The sequence below is a fragment of the Candidatus Omnitrophota bacterium genome (genome assembly GCA_028707125.1).
Lineage (GTDB): Bacteria > Omnitrophota > Gorgyraeia > Gygaellales > JAQTUX01 > JAQTUX01.
The window spans coordinates 597,472-615,378 of record JAQTUX010000001.1 but is presented as its reverse complement, the minus strand read 5'-3'; the positions used below and the strand labels follow the sequence as shown (position 1 = coordinate 615,378).

Sequence of the window (17,907 nt, the reverse complement as noted above, 5' to 3'; positions counted from 1 at the left end):
TTATTTATCTTTTTCTTGCGTCAAGAAGTCTTCAATCTTTTTGAATGTTTCTTTTTGTATAGAATAAATAATCAGATCTTTAAAATCACCATTTTTTTCAATCTCTTCATACAAATTATTTAAATTCGCAACATCAATCTTTTCACTCATACTTGCGTAAAGAACTGATACGATTATGGCGTGTCCCTTTAATTCGGCAGTTTTGTTAACAAAAAAACAATCCTGCTCTAGTAGAGACTTGAGCGTTTCGAAAACTTGTTTTTCTGTTGTCAGTTGTGCATCAACCATAGCATTATCCCATAAATACGCTAATTTAGAGCCAATCTTTGTCTTAACATCTTTTCTAGCGGACTTTAGAAGTTCAGAATTAGAATCGTTTACGCTTTTCTTATGCTTCTCACCAGATTTAACTTCACTGTACCAAAGAATTCTTCCTGAAGTATCTAAAAAAATAATATCGAATCCTTTCTTAATATTTCTTTCGCCTGGATTGAAAAATATACTTGTCCTTGTAAGATTTGGCATCGATTTAACAAGCAGGACGTGAGCTAGCAATTCACCAAGCATGCCCTTTTTTTGTTCATCGGTTTTTCTTGAGTATCTATCAAGAAAATTATTTAACGTATTTTTGTATGTATATGTCTTTTTAAAATCGGATACTTGTTTGGCTCCGTAACAAATTTCTTGAAGATTTTTTCTAATAATCTCTTTGAGATCATCCGAAAAGTCATCTACATGACAAACCCAGCTTTTATTGTTCCGAACAATCTTTACACCCTTAATATTCATCGTTTTGGCCTTTCAAAGCCTTTAACATACCTGCAAATTTTAAGTTGTATGCGCGAGTATCGGGGACGGTTCTCCTTACCCTTATTTATTATACTGCAGAGAGTTACAATAACACAATTATTTTTGTCACTAACTCTGTCGCAACATTAACTGGAGGCTCCCCCGCGAGGGTCGCTCCCCGCTAAAAAGATCGGCGGGTCGCTGACACCCCTTTCCGTCAATGCAGCCGGATTATGAGGGAGCCCTGAAGGCCTTGGAAGAAATCAGCAAAAAATAAATACTTGCCGAATTGCAGAACCGAAACCGAAATAAAGCCCACTGCCAAAAGACAGGAGAGCCAGTATCAGCTTTTTTCTATAGCATCTATAGCAATTTATGTTGCAGACAATTTGTGCTTGTAGTAAAATTTATCTCGTAAGGTGTTTTCAGGTAAAATGGTAAACAGCAATTATAAGGAAACGGAAATATGACTGAGGCGGATAGCAGAGATTCATTTATGGGCGAACTGGATAGTGAGATTGAGTGGGAGTGGCATTGGGAGCGATTTAATAGGGCATTTTATGTAACTGTTCACTGGTCAGTATGGGTTACGAGGTTTTTGCTGCTTGCCCTAGCTACTTATCAATTTAACTTAGGCAAAGAAGCCACATGGCATACCTGGTTTGTTGTCAGCATGGTAGCGTTATCCACGTTTAATATTGCCTTGCCGCTTTTAAATGCTATATTGAGATTTCAGCAGCGTCAAGAAGTACATGATCGTAATGCCAGGGAGTACAGCATAATAAAGACTGAATTCTTAGCCGGTGTTATTACGCTTAACGAAGCTGTGGTGCGATTTAAAGAAATTCGTCGAAAACCCACAGAATTAACGGTTCGACAAACACCGTAAGCATCGTGGATTTTAATATATCCGGGGACGGTTCTCCTTATCCTTATTTATTATACCGCAGATAGTTACAATGGCACAATTATTTTTGTCACTGACTCTGTCGCGACATTAACTGGGGGCTCCCCCGCGAGGTCGTCGCTCCCTTCGGTCGCTCCTCTTCAAGGGGAAAACCATAGGTTTTCCCCTTGACGCTCGTCCGCCAAAGGCGGACTCGCTGACACCCCTTTTCGTCAATGCAGCCGGATGCTTAAGGGGGACGGTCTCCCCCTTAACAACCCTCTTCCTCGCGGGCTCGTAAAATTTGGCGCAAAAAAAGGCACCGATTGCTCGGTGCCAAATTTTACTCCCCCGCGAGGACTCGAACCTCGGACATGGTGGTTAACAGCCACCCGCTCTACCAACTGAGCTACAGGGGAATGAATTCTATCTTAAAGAGCAGAATATTATTTTACTTTAAATCGGGGATAAGTCAATAGGGCAAATCAGACCGGTTTGCGGGAAGAAAGCGCGCGGGCAATAGTGGTGGAATCGGCATATTCAAGGTTAGAGCCCATAGGCAGGCCTATGCCGATGCGCGTGATGCTCGCCCCGAAAGGCCTGATCTGCCTGGCAAGATAAAGCGCGGTTGCCTCGCCTTCCGTATCAGAATCGGTGGCAAGGATTATCTCTTTCACCCCGTTCTGCTTTATGCGCTGGATCAGTTCATTGACTTTAAGATCCTCCGGCCCCCTGCCCTCAAGCGGGGCAATAGAACCAAGCAGGACATGATAATGCCCGGTGTAGCCGCCTGCCCGTTCAACCGCGTTCACATCCTTGGGCTCCTCCACGACGCAGATCGTGCCCTTGTCGCGCTTCTCATCGCCGCATATGGAACAGACCTCACCGGCGGCAAAGCCGTTGCATATCCTGCACAGGCGTATGCCCTCCTTTGCCTTTATGATCGCGTTGACCAGCTTCTTTAATTCGCTGGTTGGGCTGCGCAGAATATAATAGACGATCCGCTCGGCGCTCCTTCTTCCTATGCCGGGGAATTTATTTAACTGCTCTATCAGGCCTTCTACTAATTCAGGGTAACCTGCCATATCAGACTATTTTCCCGCCGAATGTGTCAAGGGCGGACTGTATCAGAGCTTCGGACTCCTTGTCCGGCTCGCTTTGCTTTCGCTCCACCAGGGTAAAATCAAGATGGACGTTATGTTTCAATAGATCCTGCAGGCCGTTCTCAATTATGGCCCTGTTCTCCTTCTTCTCCAGGACCTCTTTGTGGAAACCCAGGTCCTTAGGCAGCGCTATCGTCACCAGCCTGCCTTTGGCCGCCACAGGCATTGACTCCCGCAGGTAAGTGGCTATGGACATCTTTATCTTTTCCATCCGCATGATAAGTTCCTGCCATACCGATAATACGCTGCTGCAATCTATGTGGACGGTATCCTCTGCCGGGCCTGGCTGCGCCTGCGCGGCCTTTACCTCGGAAGGGGGCTTTTTCTGCTCCTGCCTGGGGGCGTCCGCGGAAACTGCCTGCTCTTTTTCGCGTTTAGGAGTATTTATTCGGGGTTCAACTTTTTTTTTAGGATACGCCAACTTTACCAGCGCGATCTCTATGGGGATCTTAAGAGTATTAAGCCGCTTTGAGACGTCGTGGGTGTTCACCAGGAGGTTGAATATGGAAAAGAGTTCGTTTAGAGAGAACTCCTTGCTCTGTTCAAGCAGGCGCGCGCAGATCTCATCGGGCAGGTCAAGCAGCCCCTTATCAGCCGAGCTTATCTTGGCGACCATAAGATTCCTGAAATGGCTGATGAGGTTCTGAAGGAAATTTGCCAGGTCCCTTCCCTCATTGATGATCTTGTCCAGCGCCGCCAACGCCCGCGGTGAGTCGCCTTTGGCAACGGAATCGGCGATATCAAAAAGGGCGTCATCCCCTACCGAGCCAAGCACGGTAGTCACGTCATCCATACTGACCTTGCCCTTTGAAAAAGATACCAGCTGGTCAAGGATGGATTCGGCGTCGCGCATAGAGCCCTCGGAAGCGCGGGCGATCGCGAAGAATATCTCCTTATCTATATTCAGGTTCTCGGCCGCGGCTATCCTCTTCAACTGCTCTATTATCCCCAAAGTAGATATGCGGTTAAAATCAAACCGCTGGCAGCGCGAAAGTATGGTAGGGGGTATCTTGTGCGGGTGCGTGGTGGCGAAAATGAATTTGACGTGCTGCGGCGGCTCCTCAAGGATCTTGAGAAGGGCGTTAAACGCCGAATCGGAAAGCATATGCACCTCATCAATGATGTATACCTTGTACCTTCCGTTCACAGGGGAGAATTTGGCGTTCTCCCTTAATTCGCGGATATTGTCAACTCCGGTATTGGAGGCGCCGTCTATTTCAATAACATCCATGCTTCTTGCCTCGGTTATCTCCACGCAGGAAGCGCATTTCTGGCAGGGCTCAACAGTGGGGCCGTTAACGCAGTTTAAGGACTTGGCGAATATCCTCGCGGTCGAGGTCTTGCCTATGCCTTTTGAACCGGCAAAAAGATAGGCGTAAGCCAGGCGGTCCTTCAGAATGGCGTTCTTTAAGGTAGTGACGATATGGTCCTGGCCTACTACCTCGTCGAACTTCTGAGGCCGCCATTTCCTAGCAAAGACGACGTAAGACATATCAAACTGTAAATTTTAAAACAATAAGGCGAGAGAAACCTCTACGGTATCAGAGTCGTAATAATGGATCCTGTCTATGTGGCGCCAGTCAAGGTTCGCTTCGGCATTCTTGCCTATGGGCATTACGGCGCCTATGATAGAGTCGTTTCTGTACCCCTCGTTCTCCTCTAAATTATAAGTGAATTCGTTCATTATGTAGCCTTTGAGCTTATTCTTCATCTTCGGCAGCGGAAAACTGACTTTCACGCGGGTCAGGCCTTCCGCGGTATCGTCTTTACGAAATATTTCCCTATCCCTGTCGTTCTCATCAAGATCGGCATAATGGAACCCCTGGCCCAGGTATAGCCACTTGAATATATCCCTGCCTATCTCCAGGCCGACTTTATGCCTTATCCACGTGTCATACTTATGATTCCATTGGCCCTCAATATACGGTATTAATTTAAAGGCCTCTTTCTTGCCGGCCCCCAGATAACTTAACGCGGCATTCAGGCGGGTGATGACCAGGTTGCTTTTGCTCGTCTTTATATCAAACCTGTATAACTCTTCCAATCTGAAACTCGGCTTGCCTGAGAACCGCGCGAAAGCGCTGGTGATAAAGAAACAAAGAAAAACGATCATGAAAAATACGATACGCTTTTTTTTCACCTTCACTGTCCTTTCTCTGAAATTGGTTAATGCTATTTTATCTATTATACCAAATCTTTCGCTAAAGTGCGAAATATTTCATGATATCGTGTCAGGCACTACGCTCGCTACGGCCCTGTTCATTCAAGATACTTAACAAATGGCCTCGCTTGCCGCTCGGCTACATTTGTTAAGTATCCGTTTTCATTTCCCTTATCGGGAAATGAAAACGGAGAGGCTGGGATTTGAACCCAGGGACCCAGTTTCCCAGGTCAACTCATTAGCAGTGAGTTGCTTTCGACCGCTCAGCCACCTCTCCAGAAAAGCAGAACTAAGATTTAAGAGCTAAGAACTAAGATCAATCAACTCAGGTCGGCGTTCTTTGCCCGCTTTTTCTTAAAGAATTCCTTCAATAATAAAGAGCAATCCGCTTCCATTACGCCGCCGGAGACCTTTATCCTGTGGTTAAGCTTTTTATGGCGCGCTATGTCAAACACCGAGCCGCAGGCGCCGGTCTTGGGGTCCTTTGCCCCGAATACTATATTCTTTATGCGCGAAAGCACCAGAGCGCCGGCGCACATCGCGCACGGCTCAATTGTAACATAAATCGTCGCGCCCAACAACCACTTGCTTTTCAGGTAATTTGCCGCCTGCGTTATGGCTATCATTTCCGCGTGGGCGGTAGGGTCTTTCAGGGACTCTATCTGATTGTGCGCCTTGGCAATCATCTGCCCCTTGTGGATTATCACCGCTCCCACAGGCACCTCGTCTTTCTCAGAGGCGGCCAGCGCCTCCTTCAGCGCCAGGCGCATATAAAACTCATCATTCCGCTTCACGATCTTAGTTCTTAACTCTTAGTTCTTAGTTCTGTTTTAATGCGCCCAGCTGGAGTCGAACCAGCAACAACTTGCTCCGTAGGCAAGTGCTCTATCCAATTGAGCTATGGGCGCGCTTTATTCTAAATATGCCTTTATGATCTTTTGTTCGCTAACCGGACGGTCGGAGGAGTCGGCAGGCGCGTTCTCTATCTTCTCAACTGCTTCGTACCCGGAGATCACCTCGCCGAATATAGTATGTTTCATATTGAGCCAGGGCGTTGCCGCGGTCGTAATGAAAAACTGGCTTCCGTTGGTATTGGGGCCGGCATTCGCCATCGCCAGGATCCCCGGCCTGTCAAATTTAATCCGTGAGGTTACTTCATCCTCAAAAGGCGCGCCCCAAATTGACTCCCCTCCCCTGCCTGTGCCGGTAGGGTCTCCGCCCTGAATCATGAAGTCCTTGATCACCCTGTGGAATATGAGACCGTTGTAATAACCATCACCGATCAACCGCGTGAAGTTCTCGCAGGCCTTAGGCGCTGCCTCGGGATACAACTTTATCTTTATCACGCCCTGATTTGTCTCTAAAACCGCGACCTTCTCATCCAAAGCACCCTCCTCGGCATAAGCGCTGAACATCAAACCTGATATTAGAAATACGGCTAAAATCGTCCTCATGGCTTATTCTATTATATCCATATATAAGAAAATTGCAACTCTGAAATAAGGTGTTAAAATAATACTTAAGGAGGCGGATATGCCAAAAAAAGCCATTGTTATACTCGCGGAAGGTTTTGAAGAAATAGAGGCGGTGACCCCGATAGATGTGTTAAGAAGGGCCGGGGTAGATGTGATAGCGGCCGGGCTGACAGATGTCAAGATCAAGGGCTCGCGCGGATTAGTTGTCGTTGCCGATAAGAAACTTGAGGAATCCGGGACGGATTTTGACGCCTGCGTCCTGCCCGGAGGCAGCCTGGGAGCGAAAAATCTCGCCGCTTCGGATAAGGTCAGATCCCTATTAATAAAAATGAATCAGGAAGGAAAGATAATCGCGGCTATCTGCGCGGCCCCTGCCCTGGTGCTGATACCCACGGGGATATTAAAAGGAAAGGCCGCGACTTGCTATCCCGGGATGCAGGACAGCTTCGGCAAAAACACAGCCTATAAAGAGGATGATGTTGTTGTGGATGGAAATATCATCACCAGCCGCGGCCCGGCCACTGCCCTGTCCTTCGCGCTGGCGATAGCGGAAAAACTCTGCGGGAAAGAAACTGTTATCCTCTAATAATTCTCGCTCAAAACCTCATAGAACGCCCGCGGATGCTTACAAGCAGGGCACTCTTTAGGCGCCTCAGCGCCCTCAGCGACATAACCGCAGTTAATACAGTGCCATTTTACCACTGCCTTCTTCTTAAATACCTCGCCGTCAGATATATTATTGATCAACTTTCTGTATCTGGACTCATGGAACCTTTCCACCTTGGCTACCTGTTCAAATGACCGCGCTACCTCCGGAAAGCCCTCGTCTTTAGCGGTTTTAGCAAAATCCGAATAAAGGGTGGTCCACTCCAGGTTCTCTCCGGCTGCCGCTTCCCCAAGGTTGGCCCTGGTATCTTTGATCATCCCGGCGGGATAAGAGGCGGTGATCTCCACATCACCGCCTTCAAGATATTTAAAGAATACCTTGGCGTGCTCTTTCTCATTTTCCGCGGTCTCCGTAAAGATATTGGCTATCTGTTCATAGCCCTCTTTTCTGGCGGCCGAGGCAAAATAGGTGTATCTGTTCCTCGCCTGTGATTCTCCGGCAAACGCCGCTAAAAGGTTTTTTTCTGTCTTTGTCCCTTTAATTGACTTGGTCATCCTGGATTTCTCCTTGTAAAAATGAGTGTCAGGCACTACGCTCGCTACGGCCCTTGTCGGGCCGTTTAACGCTCGCTTTAGTGCCGTTAAAATTTCCCTTGTCGGGAAATTTAATTTTGGTGCCGGAGCCGAAAAACATTGTCAGGTACTGTACTCGCTGCTCGGCTTGTCGCCTCGCTACGCTCGTACAGTACCGTTTAATTTTGCTTGTCGCAAAATTAAAACGGAGAGGGAGAGATTCGAACTCTCGAACCCTTGCGGGTTACGTGCACTCCAGGCACGCGCGCTCGGCCACTACGCGACCCCTCCAGAAATGCAGAACTAAGATAAAAGAGCTAAGAACTAAGCTAAATCTATCGAACTGCGGAATCCAAGCTATTCTGAATTCCCTGCTGTTGGGCAGCCGGTTTATCTTCGGACGCGGCGTCTTTTGAAATACCCTTGAGCAGATCCCCTCCACCCAAAACAGAAAACAGCGCCGCGAGAATCGCCGCCTGAATGATCCAGCCGACAGCGCATACGCCTATGGCGCGCAGGGTGCTTTTGTAATTGAGCGCCTCCCTGGCCGCGATTATCATCGCGGCCAGCATCCAAATCGAAGCGCCCATAAAAACAGGGTTTTGTATGGCATATATAATACCGAATATCCGGACTATACCCGGCGCGCTTGAAAAACCGACGGCGCGCAGCAACTGGCCCAGATCCGCCTGTGTCTGCGGCCCGGGCATAAGCCGCGTGCCGAGAAAATAGATCAGGAACGCCCAGATATACCATCCGAGAAGAGATGCCGCGATAGCCATAAGGAGCGCGATCACTCCCCCTTGCGCGGCAACCGCCAGCCCCGCTGCCAGCCCGGCCAACACAACCACGCCTACCGCCTGCCCCATTGTCTTATTGTCAGAGACGGCTTCCTTGTACAGCGCCGCGTCCAATAATGAGGCGCGGATAATACGGTTTATAAATTTTTTCATCATACACTCCTTTTACCTGTCAGGCACTACGCTCGCTACGGCCCTGTTCATTCAAGATACTTAACAAATGGCCTCGCTTGTCGCTCGGCTGCATTTGTTAAGTATCCGTTTTCATTTTCCTTATCGGAAAATGAAAACGGAGAGTGGAGGATTTGAACCTCCGGTCGTCTTACGACGACAACGGTTTTCGAGACCGCCGCATTCAGCCGCTCTGCCAACTCTCCAAAGGGTACTTACTCTTCCAGATACTCCCTTATACTCTCAATAAGGTCTTTGTTCTCAAAGGGCTTAAGGATCACCTTGCCCAGGTCCTTTGCCTTGATATGGAGGTCGGAATCGGCATAGCCGGTTATGAATATCACCGGCACATCCGGCTTATTCTTTGACTTCAGGTATTCCTTTATCCTGCGCACGGTCTCGATCCCGTTGATGCCGGGCATGCGCAGGTCGCAGACAATAAGGTCAAAATTCGCGTCCCTTATGACCTCCTCCATGGCGCTGTATCCGTCGTTAGAGGTGGTGGCAGAGTAGCCCTCCCTGGATAACAGGTTGCTCAGGGCGTGCGTGACCATCCGGTCGTCATCAATGACTAAAATGGCTCTTTCCATATCTCGATTGGCGGTGGGGCTGGGATTCGAACCCAGGGTGGACTTGCGCCCACAACAGTTTTCAAGACTGCCGCTTTCAACCGCTCAGCCACCCCACCAGAAATCCTATACCATAAACAACTGTGCGACAAGCGGACGGTAGATCTCGCCGGTTATCTGACAGGCGCTGCGCGCGAAATCCAGGAACGAAAACCTGGCAAACATAAAACTGATCCCCAGCGCAAGGATAAATATGTTCAATACGTAAATGGCTGAGAAGCCGAATACGTAATTGGCCTTGAGAAAATCCTTCTTTTGCCGTAAGGTGCGCGCGGTAAAGGCAAGGTGCAGGGCCTGGCTGAAACCGATCAGAAAGACGATGCAGCCCAAAGCCGGCCCCTCCAAGCCAAAAAACCTCAATATAAAATAACCGGCAAAAAGCACAATGACATAGGCAGGCAGCACATAAGATGCCACTTTTACAAGAGGCAGGAAGAAACTGAAGATAACGCTGATGATCCTCTGCCCTTTGTTGTAAAGCAGCAACGGCTCCCATATCAGGAAAAACAGGGCGATAAACGTAACCGCGCCGTTTATGAAGCATTTTATTACGGCCGGCTCTAAAAGGCGGAAATTATAGATAAACGCCGCGCTCGTTCCTACGCACAGCGGGACCACCAGGATGCCCAAAAAAAGTTTTAACAGTCCGAATACGCGGGAACGGAACCTGCCGGAAGGCCTCCTGCCCTCATCCCCCTGCGATTTCTCTCCGTTATTTTTTTTGGATCCTCTCTCTGCCATCAAAATACCTCCTCAGGGCTTCAGGTATTATTACAGAGCCGTCCTTTTGCTGATAGTTCTCTATTATCGCGGCGACGGTCCTTGCCAGGGCGACTCCGGAACCATTCAGGGTGTGCAGAAATTCTGTCTTGCCGGTTTCTTTGCTGCGGAATCTTATGTTCGCGCGCCTTGCCTGAAAATCAGCGAAGTTGGAACAGCTGGATACCTCAAGCCACTTATCCATACCGCAGGCATATGCTTCAAGGTCATAGCATTTTGCCGCGGCAAAACTTATATCCCCCGTAGCCAGAAGAATGACCCTGTAAGGCAGGCCCAGCATCTGCAGGACTGTCTCGGCGTTATTCAGGAGTTTCTCCAACTCATCATAAGATGTCTCCGGCCTTACGAACTTCACCAGTTCCACCTTGTTAAACTGGTGCACCCGCATCAGCCCCCTTGTGTCTTTGCCGTAGGAACCCGCCTCCCTCCTGAAACAGGCGCTGTAGGCGGCATAGTATACAGGTAAAGCGCTCTCATCGATCACTTCGTCTCTATGTATGTTTGTAACCGGCACCTCTGCCGTGGGGATCAGGAACAGATCGTCGTCTTTAAGCCGGTACATATCCTCTTCTAATTTGGGCAGCTGGCCTGTGCCGGTCATAGAGGCGCGGTTTACCAGAAAAGGCGGGAACACCTCTTTATAACCGTGTTTGCTTGTATGCAGATCCAGCATAAAGTTGAACAGCGCCCGCTCAAGCCGCGCCCCGTCTCCCTTATACAGCACGAAATTAGAGCCGCTGATCTTTGACGCGCGCGGGAAATCTATTATATCCAGGCGCTCGCAAAGTTCTATATGGGTAAGCGGCTTAAAATCAAACTGCCTCGGATCGCCCCAACCGCGCGCTATTTTATTCACAGAGGCGCTGCCCACGGGCACTGACCCGTGAGGGATATTGGGGATAGTAAGCAGTATTTCTTTGAGGCGGGAATCAAAAGACCTGGCGCTTTCTTCCAGAGCATCGATCTCTTTGGATATGGACTTCATTGAAGCGATCTTCTTCTTAGGGTCCTTTTTCTCTTTCAGCAGCCCGCTTATCTCGTCGTTGGCCTCGTTCTTCTTGCTCCTTAAGCCGTCCAATTCGCCAAGCGTCTTGCGCCGCTTCTCATCCAGAGAGATCAACTCCGCGAGGTCTAATTTTAAATTCCTGTCCTTGATCGCTTTCTTTACCGCGTCAATATTTTCTCTGATAAATTTCAGATCCAGCATAACCTACCCCTTTATTACACCCAGCGGCCGCATCTTGCAGACCTTTTTTGAGATCCCCGCCTTGTGGACCACATCCACCACTTCATTGACATCCTTGTACGCCTCAGGAGCCTCCTCCACGACAGTCCCTCTGCCGGAGGACATTACCACAATACCTTTTGCCTTCAGGCGGCTGATAAGTTCGGAAAAATTCACCCTGCGCTTTGCTTCGTGGCGCGACATAAGCCGCCCCGCGCCGTGACAGGTGCTCCCGAATGTCTCTTCCATCGCCCTCCGCGTCCCCGCTAAAAGATAAGAATTCCTGCCCATATCCCCGGGGATTATCACCGGCTGTCCTATGTCTTCGTATTGCGCCGGTATGCCCGGAGAGCCGGGCCCGAAGGCGCGGGTGGCGCCCTTACGGTGCACGCAGAGCAATTTTTCTTTACCGCCTACTTTATGCTTCTCGATCTTGGCTATATTATGCGCCACATCATAGATTAAGTCCATACCTAAATCCTGCCAGGACCTGCCGAATATCTTCTCAAATGAGCCGCGCGCCAGATGCATAAGGTTCTGCCTGTTTGCCCAGGCGTAATTCGCCGCGCAGCGCATCGCGCCCAGATACGCCTTGCCTTCGCTGGAGTTCACCGGAGCGCAGGCAAGCTGCCTGTCAGGGACGTTTATGCTGTATTTGGCGAGCGCCTTTATCATGCCTTTGGCGTATTCATCGCAAACCTGATAGCCAAAACCGCGCGAGCCGCTGTGTATCATCAACACGATCTGGCCCTCGCTGATCCCGAACCTGTCGGCTGCTCCGCGGTCAAATACCTGCTCGACCGCCTGGATCTCCAGAAAATGGTTGCCTGAACCAAGAGTGCCTGACTGCGCCTTGCCTCGCTCGTATGCCCTGTCAGAAACCCCGGAAGGGTCGGCACCCTTTATCTCTCCGTTCTCTTCCGTCGCCTCAAGGTCTGCCTCAACGCCGTATCCCTGTTCCACGCACCAGCGCGCCCCCTTGATCAGGATCTGCCTCTCTTCTTTCGGGCTTACTCTTATGTCGCCCTTGGAGCCGATGCCGGCAGGGACATCGCTGAATAACCGCGCGACTATCTTTTCTATCCTGTCTTTTATCTCGTCATACCGCAGGTTGGTCTTTACCAGCCGCACGCCGCAGTTTATGTCAAATCCCACGCCGCCGGGAGAGATCACGCCGCCGGCGTCTATATCTGTCGCGGCCACTCCGCCGATGGCGAAGCCGTAGCCCCAATGGATATCGGGCATGGCAAAAGACGCCTTGACTATGCCGGGCAAAAAGGCCACATTGACTACCTGTTCCAGCGCCTTATCCTGCCTGATGCTTTTAAGCAGCCGCTCGTCGGCAATGATGATGCCGTCTACCAGCATGCCTGTTTTGTATGATCTGGGTATGCGGAAACGGCGATCGTCGATCTTTTCTAACGGGCCTTGCCACATCTCTTTTATACGTCAAAGATCACTTCTGCCTGCCAGCCGGAGGGACCCTGCTCTAACTTAAACCCGTGATAGGTGACGGCCTTGATCTCCCTGTTAAACCTGTAATTCCCGCTGTCCTCTCCGGCCGCGGTGGCGCGCAATCCGGTTTCATCCATTTTCTCTATTTTAAGATCGGAGAATATCAATCCCTTTGCCGAAGACAACGATAACAGTTCGCTCAGCCAATTTATAAAGAGTTCGTCTGTTGTATCCGCTGTTTGTTTTATTTTCAGATGTTTCTTAGCCGACTGGGGCGCGGATTTTTTTCTCTCGGCAATTATCTCAAACATAGCCAAGGCGGCGTTCTTGAATAGATCCTCCAAACTGCCGCCCCTGACACGGATGCCGATATCCGCGGTGTGTTCAATGAATTCGTAGGGTATCTTTCCCACCTGTGAATATTAAGTGAGCCGCCTTGGAATCGAACCAAGAACCTTGACCTTAAGAGGGTCCTGCTCTACCTATTGAGCTAGCGGCCCGAATTTTGCTTATCGTATTTTAACAAAATTGAGAGGGAATTGCAACAGGCGATATGCAATTTTACGCCCAGCAGGAGTCGAACCCGCAACCCTCTGTTCCGAAGACAGATGCTCTATCCAATTGAGCTATGGGCGCATTATCGATGCTTGGACGGCGTTATTATATATGGATAATACGGACAGGGCAAGGCTAAAATAGAAATGTATTTTATGAAGTGAATAAGTTACTGAAAAAGGTCTCCAATGCCGATATATTCTCAATAGGTATGCCTGCGATACTATATATGCTGCCTGCAAAATCCCTGCCTATTTCCACGGGTATTTTTTCTATGCCATTAACGGTCCATTGGCATAGGAATGAAGTATTTGTACCTTGAGAGAAAATATCCAGGATACCCAAAAGTTCTTCAAGATAAGCCGACCCCGGAGATCCCCTTGTTTGCCTTAAGGCCTCTAAAAATTTTTCCCTTGAATCGAGCATAAAGGCGGAAAAATTATTGGCAAAGTCTTCCGCGCGAGGATCTGTCCACATAGCGTCCCCCCTGAATCTCCTATGATCAAGAAAATGCCCGAACTCATGTAATAGCGGGTCCAGAAGAAACATCGGCACCTGATAATAGGCATCTTTTAAGGTTATCTCTGCCCTGCTATTCCCGAAAGAATATGTACCGTGCGGGACGATCTGGCGTCTAAACATGATCAGCTCATCATTTACTCCCAACAGGCGCCAGACATCCATAAAGTTTTCCAGACAGCGTAATTCTCCTACGGTAAATTTATCTATCTCATCAATCGTCGTATTATGTCCTTGAAATAACCTTGCGAGTATTTGCGGCTTCTGCCTCAAATACGCTCTCAATCTTGCTGTCTCTGAATATAAATTCGCTATTCCTAAAGCCGCTCTTATTCCGCTGATCTCCAGGCTGCCAAGCACTCTAAGCAATTCTTTCTCAGATGATACTGAGCTTAAATAATCGTTATCCAAGATATAGGACAAAAGCAAAAGAACGTCTCTGGAAGAAGGGCCGATATTACTTTCTAATGCCAGCTTTGCCGCTTCCCTTACACGGATATTCGCATCGGATAAAAGGCCGTTAAGCAATGCGATATTCTCCGGGGTTCTCAGCCTTCCCATTGTTATCGCAGCCCCTGCGCGCAGCCGCCAATTTTCATTATTCGCTGCCCTTAACAGGGCGCCTTGCGCAGAAGCCCCGATCCGCGCCAGTGCATCAGGCGCGAGAATAAAGCTTAACCCTTCATCTGCGTCACCAAACGTATTAACCAGGGCATCAATTGCCCGTATGTCCTGCATATCACCCAGGGCTATGGCCGCATGGCGCTTTGCCTGAAGATTGCCCGTGTTCAAGACCCTCTGCAGCGATCCTACTGCCGCAGGGCCAATCTTACCCAGCGCCTTGGCAGCGCTCATGCGGAAATCTTCATTGTCCTCGCCCAGACAATTGATCAATGCGTCTATGCCATAAACAGAATCCATCTTACCCAGACTATTTATAATGAGGTCAAGATAAGAAAATTCCTGCAGGGACAATAAGTGGCGCGTTGAGTCTTTCATCCATTCTATGAAAATGTCTACAACCCTCGATGATCGTAATGACGCCAATGCATTTATTATGGAGCTTTTATACAAATATTCGGTCGTATCGTCTATGCCGCCGCTGATTTCATAAATACCTACCAGGGCATCTACTACAGCGGAAACATCTCCTGTTGCGCCGCCCAATACCCTGCCTATGGCAGATATAACATCGTCTCTCAATCCTAAAGAGGCCTCCCCTTGCAAGAATGCCATTAGAGGCCCGATGGCACGAATATCGCCCAAATCTCCCAATGCATTCACAGCAGTAATCAACTTGCTCCTGTTGTAAGTTGATAACAAGATGTTTATGTTCTGCGCTACCTGATAATCCTGCTCGTTCCCTATTTTGCCTATGAGGTCTATGGTCGACAGCCGTGTGTCCTTGTCGTCTTCTGCCTGAAAAAGCTCAAAAAGCATATTGATGTCTACTTCCTCAAATGCCTCCGGCAGGATATCGTATATCTGGTATAAAGACCAGGCAGCCTCTCTTCTGACTGTGCGTTCTGTATCGTTCTGTAAAGCATCCAATAATGACGGAACATACCTGGCGTCCGGGTTGTACAATGTCCCTGCGCTCTCCGCAACTGCCTTCCGGACAAAATAATTCGGGGATTCGCTCAGCAACGACAATAAAAGATCTGCTATCCATGGCCTCTCTATCTCGCTCAGCATCCAGACCGCATCGACTTTGGGCCAGCTCGTTAAAGACGAACTATAGAATAAATCATTAAGGCGCAGCGCTATTTCCCTGTCGGTCTCACCGCCTATATTGTTGATGATGCCTGTTATCGACTCCCGATTGGCTGAATCTTCCTCGTCAGCTATATGGCCCAGCAGCATATCAATGGCCCAACCAGTACCTATGTCGCCAAGCTTTCCTATGGCATTCCATCTTTCCGATACAACGTCAGACCCCAGCCATTCCTGCATGAGTTCAATGGCACTCTGCCTAAAATGACTCCTGAAAAACAGTAAGTCCGATCTATCGACTCTATTGTCACCGTTAAGGTCATAGAGGGGATTGCGCGCTATGTATCCTGCTCTAAAGGAAAGCCAATCTTTAACGTCTACATCGCCGTCGCCATCAAGATCGCATCTTATAACGGCGTCTACCAAATCGGATGTAACTATGGTATCCCCTGAAGTATAGGGCATACCTGTAAACATAAAGACAACCGCTAATATTAATATGGAGAGGCTGTATTTTGGCATGTGTATTCTCTTCATTACTGTAATATAAGTATACGTGAACTAAATAGGAAAAACAACGGCATTAAGGGGAATTTATGAAAGCGGTTGCAGAATTAGCTTAAGTATAAGGTGATGCCGCGCTACGGTTTCAATACTACCTTCAGAGAGTCCTTTGCCTGGGAAACCAGCCGGAAGCCCTCTTTTATCTCTTCCAGAGGCAGGCAATGCGTTATCATATCCTTAACCCTGACTCTGCCGTTCCGGATCAACTCCAACGCCTCCTCCAGATCGACCGGCGCCGCCCCATAAGAAGAGGTAACTGTTATTTCATTGCGCCAGAAATCTACGGCAGGTATCTCAATGTTCTTATTGGGTATGGCAAAAAAGAGTATTACGCCTTTTCTGTCAACACACTTAAATGCCGTCTCAACCGCGCTGGGGGCGCCCGTTGAGACCACCACTCTGTCTGCCCTGGTATCAACCTGTTTTTTGCTTACATCTACCACCTCATCCGCGCCGGACTCTCTTGCCTTGTCCAGCCGGAAGGCGTTTATATCCGTGGCAATGACCTTCGCGCCTTTGAGTTTTGCCAGACGGATATTCAGCAAGCCGGAAATGCCGCAGCCCAAGACCAATACGGTATGCCCGGCCTTGACGTTGACCACCCTTATCCCCCTGACCGCGCAGGCAAGCGGCTCGATCATCGCCGCCTCTTCATAGGAAATATTTTCGGGCAAAATATAGGTGCCGCGCTCAACGTTTATCTCAGGCACGCGCACAAATTCGCTGTAACCTCCTGGCTCATAGTTGCCGTTATGCAGGGTTTCACAGGCGGTATGATCACCCTCCAGGCAGTATTTACATTGATTACAGGGGACATGGTGGCTTACGAATACGCGCTGGCCTGCCTTGAATCTGTCGGATTTTGACTCAACGATATCCCCGCTTATCTCATGGCCCAATACCCGCGGCGCCTTCTTTATCCTGTACCATTCCATAACGTCGGTGCCGCAGATGCCGGATGCCCTGACCTTAACCAAAATCTCCCCGGACTTAACTTCTGGCACGGGGAGATCCTGTATCCTTATATCGTTATTACTATGATATACAGCAACTTTCATGCTTACTCTTATATATCGCGAAGGCATCGGCTATAGAAACATTGCCGTGGACAACCGCCTTTACCGCCTTCATCATCCCTACGGGATTATCCGACTGAAATACGTTCCTGCCCATATCAACGCCTACGGCGCCTTCCTTTATAGCATTGAATGCCATCTCCAAAGCCGCCTTCTCTTCTATCTTCTTGCCGCCGGCGATGACAACAGGCACGCTGCCGCACGCCTCAACCACTTCAGAGAAATTATCGCAATAATAGGTCTTTACCATACGCGCGCCTGTTTCCACGCAAATACGGCAGGCAAGCCCCAGATAGCGCGCCTCGCGCGCCATCTCTTTTCCCACGGCTGTTACCGCCAAAACAGGTATGCCGTATTTCTCTCCCCAGTCCACGATCTGCGCCAGGTTACTGATACTCTGCTTTTCATATTCGCCTCCGATAAAGACCGAGCAGGTGATCGCCGAGGCGTTGACGCGTATGGCGTCTTCTATGGAAGCGGTCAATATTTCATTGGAAAGTTCCTTAAGGATGCTTGTACCGCCGGAAACGCGCAGCACTACCGGCTTATCCATCTCGGGCGCGACCCAGTTCCTCAAGGCGCCTCTGGTTATCATAAGCGCGTCCGCGTACGGCAGCAGGGGTTCAACCGTCCTGCCCAGATCACGCAGGCCCGTGGTCGGGCCCTGAAAATAACCGTGGTCAACCGCCAGCATAACGCAGCGTTTTGTCCTGGGATTAATTATCCTTGATAACCTGTTCTTCATACCCCATTCCATTTTAAATCCT

The 17,907-nt window shown here is 49.1% G+C and carries 18 protein-coding genes and 8 tRNA genes; 2 read left to right on the top strand and 24 right to left on the bottom strand.

Features of this window, described 5'->3' with window-relative positions:
• Nucleotides 1–789: a hypothetical protein gene (locus PHR44_02960; GenBank protein MDD4909622.1), complete on the bottom strand. Its 789-nt coding sequence runs from the start codon at nt 787–789 to the stop codon at nt 1–3.
• 496 nt (nt 790–1,285) lie between these two features.
• Between PHR44_02960 and PHR44_02955 the strand changes: the two genes are divergently transcribed.
• Nucleotides 1,286–1,678: a hypothetical protein gene (locus PHR44_02955; protein ID MDD4909621.1), complete on the top strand. Its 393-nt coding sequence runs from the start codon at nt 1,286–1,288 to the stop codon at nt 1,676–1,678.
• 343 nt (nt 1,679–2,021) lie between these two features.
• Here the strand turns inward: PHR44_02955 and PHR44_02950 are convergent.
• The 8 genes from PHR44_02950 to PHR44_02915 form a co-directional block, all read right to left on the bottom strand.
• Nucleotides 2,022–2,094, bottom strand: a tRNA-Asn gene (locus tag PHR44_02950).
• A 66-nt stretch (nt 2,095–2,160) separates the two neighbouring features.
• Nucleotides 2,161–2,760, bottom strand: a complete 600-nt coding sequence (gene recR, locus PHR44_02945) for a recombination mediator RecR (protein MDD4909620.1) — start codon at nt 2,758–2,760, stop codon at nt 2,161–2,163.
• Between the two features lies 1 nt (nt 2,761).
• Entirely contained in the window at nt 2,762–4,330 is a 1,569-nt protein-coding gene (gene dnaX, locus PHR44_02940) for a DNA polymerase III subunit gamma/tau (protein ID MDD4909619.1), read from the bottom strand.
• 15 nt (nt 4,331–4,345) lie between these two features.
• A complete protein-coding gene (locus PHR44_02935) occupies nt 4,346–4,984 on the bottom strand; it encodes a hypothetical protein (protein MDD4909618.1) in 639 nt (212 codons plus the stop codon).
• A gap of 203 nt (nt 4,985–5,187) precedes the next feature.
• Nucleotides 5,188–5,276 (bottom strand) — tRNA-Ser (locus PHR44_02930).
• 43 nt (nt 5,277–5,319) lie between these two features.
• Complete coding sequence (gene tadA, locus PHR44_02925) at nt 5,320–5,793, bottom strand: tRNA adenosine(34) deaminase TadA (GenBank protein ID MDD4909617.1); 474 nt, start codon at nt 5,791–5,793, stop codon at nt 5,320–5,322.
• Nucleotides 5,794–5,833: 40 nt separating this feature from the next.
• Nucleotides 5,834–5,907: transfer RNA gene (locus PHR44_02920), tRNA-Arg, on the bottom strand.
• Nucleotides 5,908–5,910: 3 nt separating this feature from the next.
• Nucleotides 5,911–6,414 carry a peptidylprolyl isomerase gene (locus PHR44_02915; protein ID MDD4909616.1) on the bottom strand — a complete coding sequence of 168 codons (504 nt, stop codon included), beginning with the start codon at nt 6,412–6,414 and terminating at the stop codon, nt 5,911–5,913.
• Nucleotides 6,415–6,532: 118 nt separating this feature from the next.
• Here PHR44_02915 and PHR44_02910 point away from each other — a divergent pair, with 118 nt between their 5' ends.
• The gene (locus PHR44_02910) at nt 6,533–7,060 is read left to right on the top strand and encodes a DJ-1/PfpI family protein (protein MDD4909615.1); all 528 of its coding nucleotides are present in this window, start codon (nt 6,533–6,535) and stop codon (nt 7,058–7,060) included.
• Here PHR44_02910 and PHR44_02905 read toward each other — a convergent pair.
• From PHR44_02905 to lsrF, 15 genes are all read right to left on the bottom strand, one after another.
• A complete protein-coding gene (locus PHR44_02905) occupies nt 7,057–7,635 on the bottom strand; it encodes a rubrerythrin family protein (GenBank protein MDD4909614.1) in 579 nt (192 codons plus the stop codon). The genes PHR44_02910 and PHR44_02905 overlap by 4 nt on opposite strands.
• A gap of 224 nt (nt 7,636–7,859) precedes the next feature.
• A tRNA-Ser gene (locus PHR44_02900) sits at nt 7,860–7,944 on the bottom strand.
• 44 nt (nt 7,945–7,988) lie between these two features.
• On the bottom strand, nt 7,989–8,609 hold the full coding sequence (locus tag PHR44_02895; GenBank protein ID MDD4909613.1) for a Yip1 family protein: 621 nt from the start codon (nt 8,607–8,609) through the stop codon (nt 7,989–7,991).
• Nucleotides 8,610–8,743: 134 nt separating this feature from the next.
• Nucleotides 8,744–8,830, bottom strand: a tRNA-Ser gene (locus PHR44_02890).
• Between the two features lie 9 nt (nt 8,831–8,839).
• Complete coding sequence (locus PHR44_02885; GenBank protein ID MDD4909612.1) at nt 8,840–9,214, bottom strand: response regulator; 375 nt, start codon at nt 9,212–9,214, stop codon at nt 8,840–8,842.
• Between the two features lie 8 nt (nt 9,215–9,222).
• A tRNA-Ser gene (locus PHR44_02880) sits at nt 9,223–9,312 on the bottom strand.
• 7 nt (nt 9,313–9,319) lie between these two features.
• Nucleotides 9,320–9,994, bottom strand: coding sequence for a hypothetical protein (locus PHR44_02875; GenBank protein ID MDD4909611.1), 675 nt, complete (start codon nt 9,992–9,994; stop codon nt 9,320–9,322).
• The gene (serS, locus tag PHR44_02870; GenBank protein MDD4909610.1) at nt 9,966–11,240 is read right to left on the bottom strand and encodes a serine--tRNA ligase; all 1,275 of its coding nucleotides are present in this window, start codon (nt 11,238–11,240) and stop codon (nt 9,966–9,968) included. Before serS ends, PHR44_02875 begins: the two co-directional genes overlap by 29 nt.
• Before the next feature lie 3 nt (nt 11,241–11,243).
• On the bottom strand, nt 11,244–12,704 hold the full coding sequence (locus PHR44_02865) for an RtcB family protein (protein MDD4909609.1): 1,461 nt from the start codon (nt 12,702–12,704) through the stop codon (nt 11,244–11,246).
• Nucleotides 12,701–13,126, bottom strand: coding sequence for an archease (locus PHR44_02860; GenBank protein MDD4909608.1), 426 nt, complete (start codon nt 13,124–13,126; stop codon nt 12,701–12,703). The genes PHR44_02865 and PHR44_02860 overlap by 4 nt, the downstream gene beginning before the upstream one ends.
• Nucleotides 13,127–13,140: 14 nt before the next feature.
• Nucleotides 13,141–13,213 (bottom strand) — tRNA-Lys (locus tag PHR44_02855).
• A gap of 62 nt (nt 13,214–13,275) precedes the next feature.
• A tRNA-Arg gene (locus PHR44_02850) sits at nt 13,276–13,349 on the bottom strand.
• 72 nt (nt 13,350–13,421) lie between these two features.
• Complete coding sequence (locus PHR44_02845; GenBank protein MDD4909607.1) at nt 13,422–16,022, bottom strand: HEAT repeat domain-containing protein; 2,601 nt, start codon at nt 16,020–16,022, stop codon at nt 13,422–13,424.
• Between the two features lie 119 nt (nt 16,023–16,141).
• Nucleotides 16,142–17,122 carry an alcohol dehydrogenase catalytic domain-containing protein gene (locus tag PHR44_02840; protein ID MDD4909606.1) on the bottom strand — a complete coding sequence of 327 codons (981 nt, stop codon included), beginning with the start codon at nt 17,120–17,122 and terminating at the stop codon, nt 16,142–16,144.
• Nucleotides 17,100–17,897: a 3-hydroxy-5-phosphonooxypentane-2,4-dione thiolase gene (gene lsrF, locus PHR44_02835; GenBank protein MDD4909605.1), complete on the bottom strand. Its 798-nt coding sequence runs from the start codon at nt 17,895–17,897 to the stop codon at nt 17,100–17,102. Before lsrF ends, PHR44_02840 begins: the two co-directional genes overlap by 23 nt.
• Between the last annotated feature and the right edge of the window lie 10 nt (nt 17,898–17,907).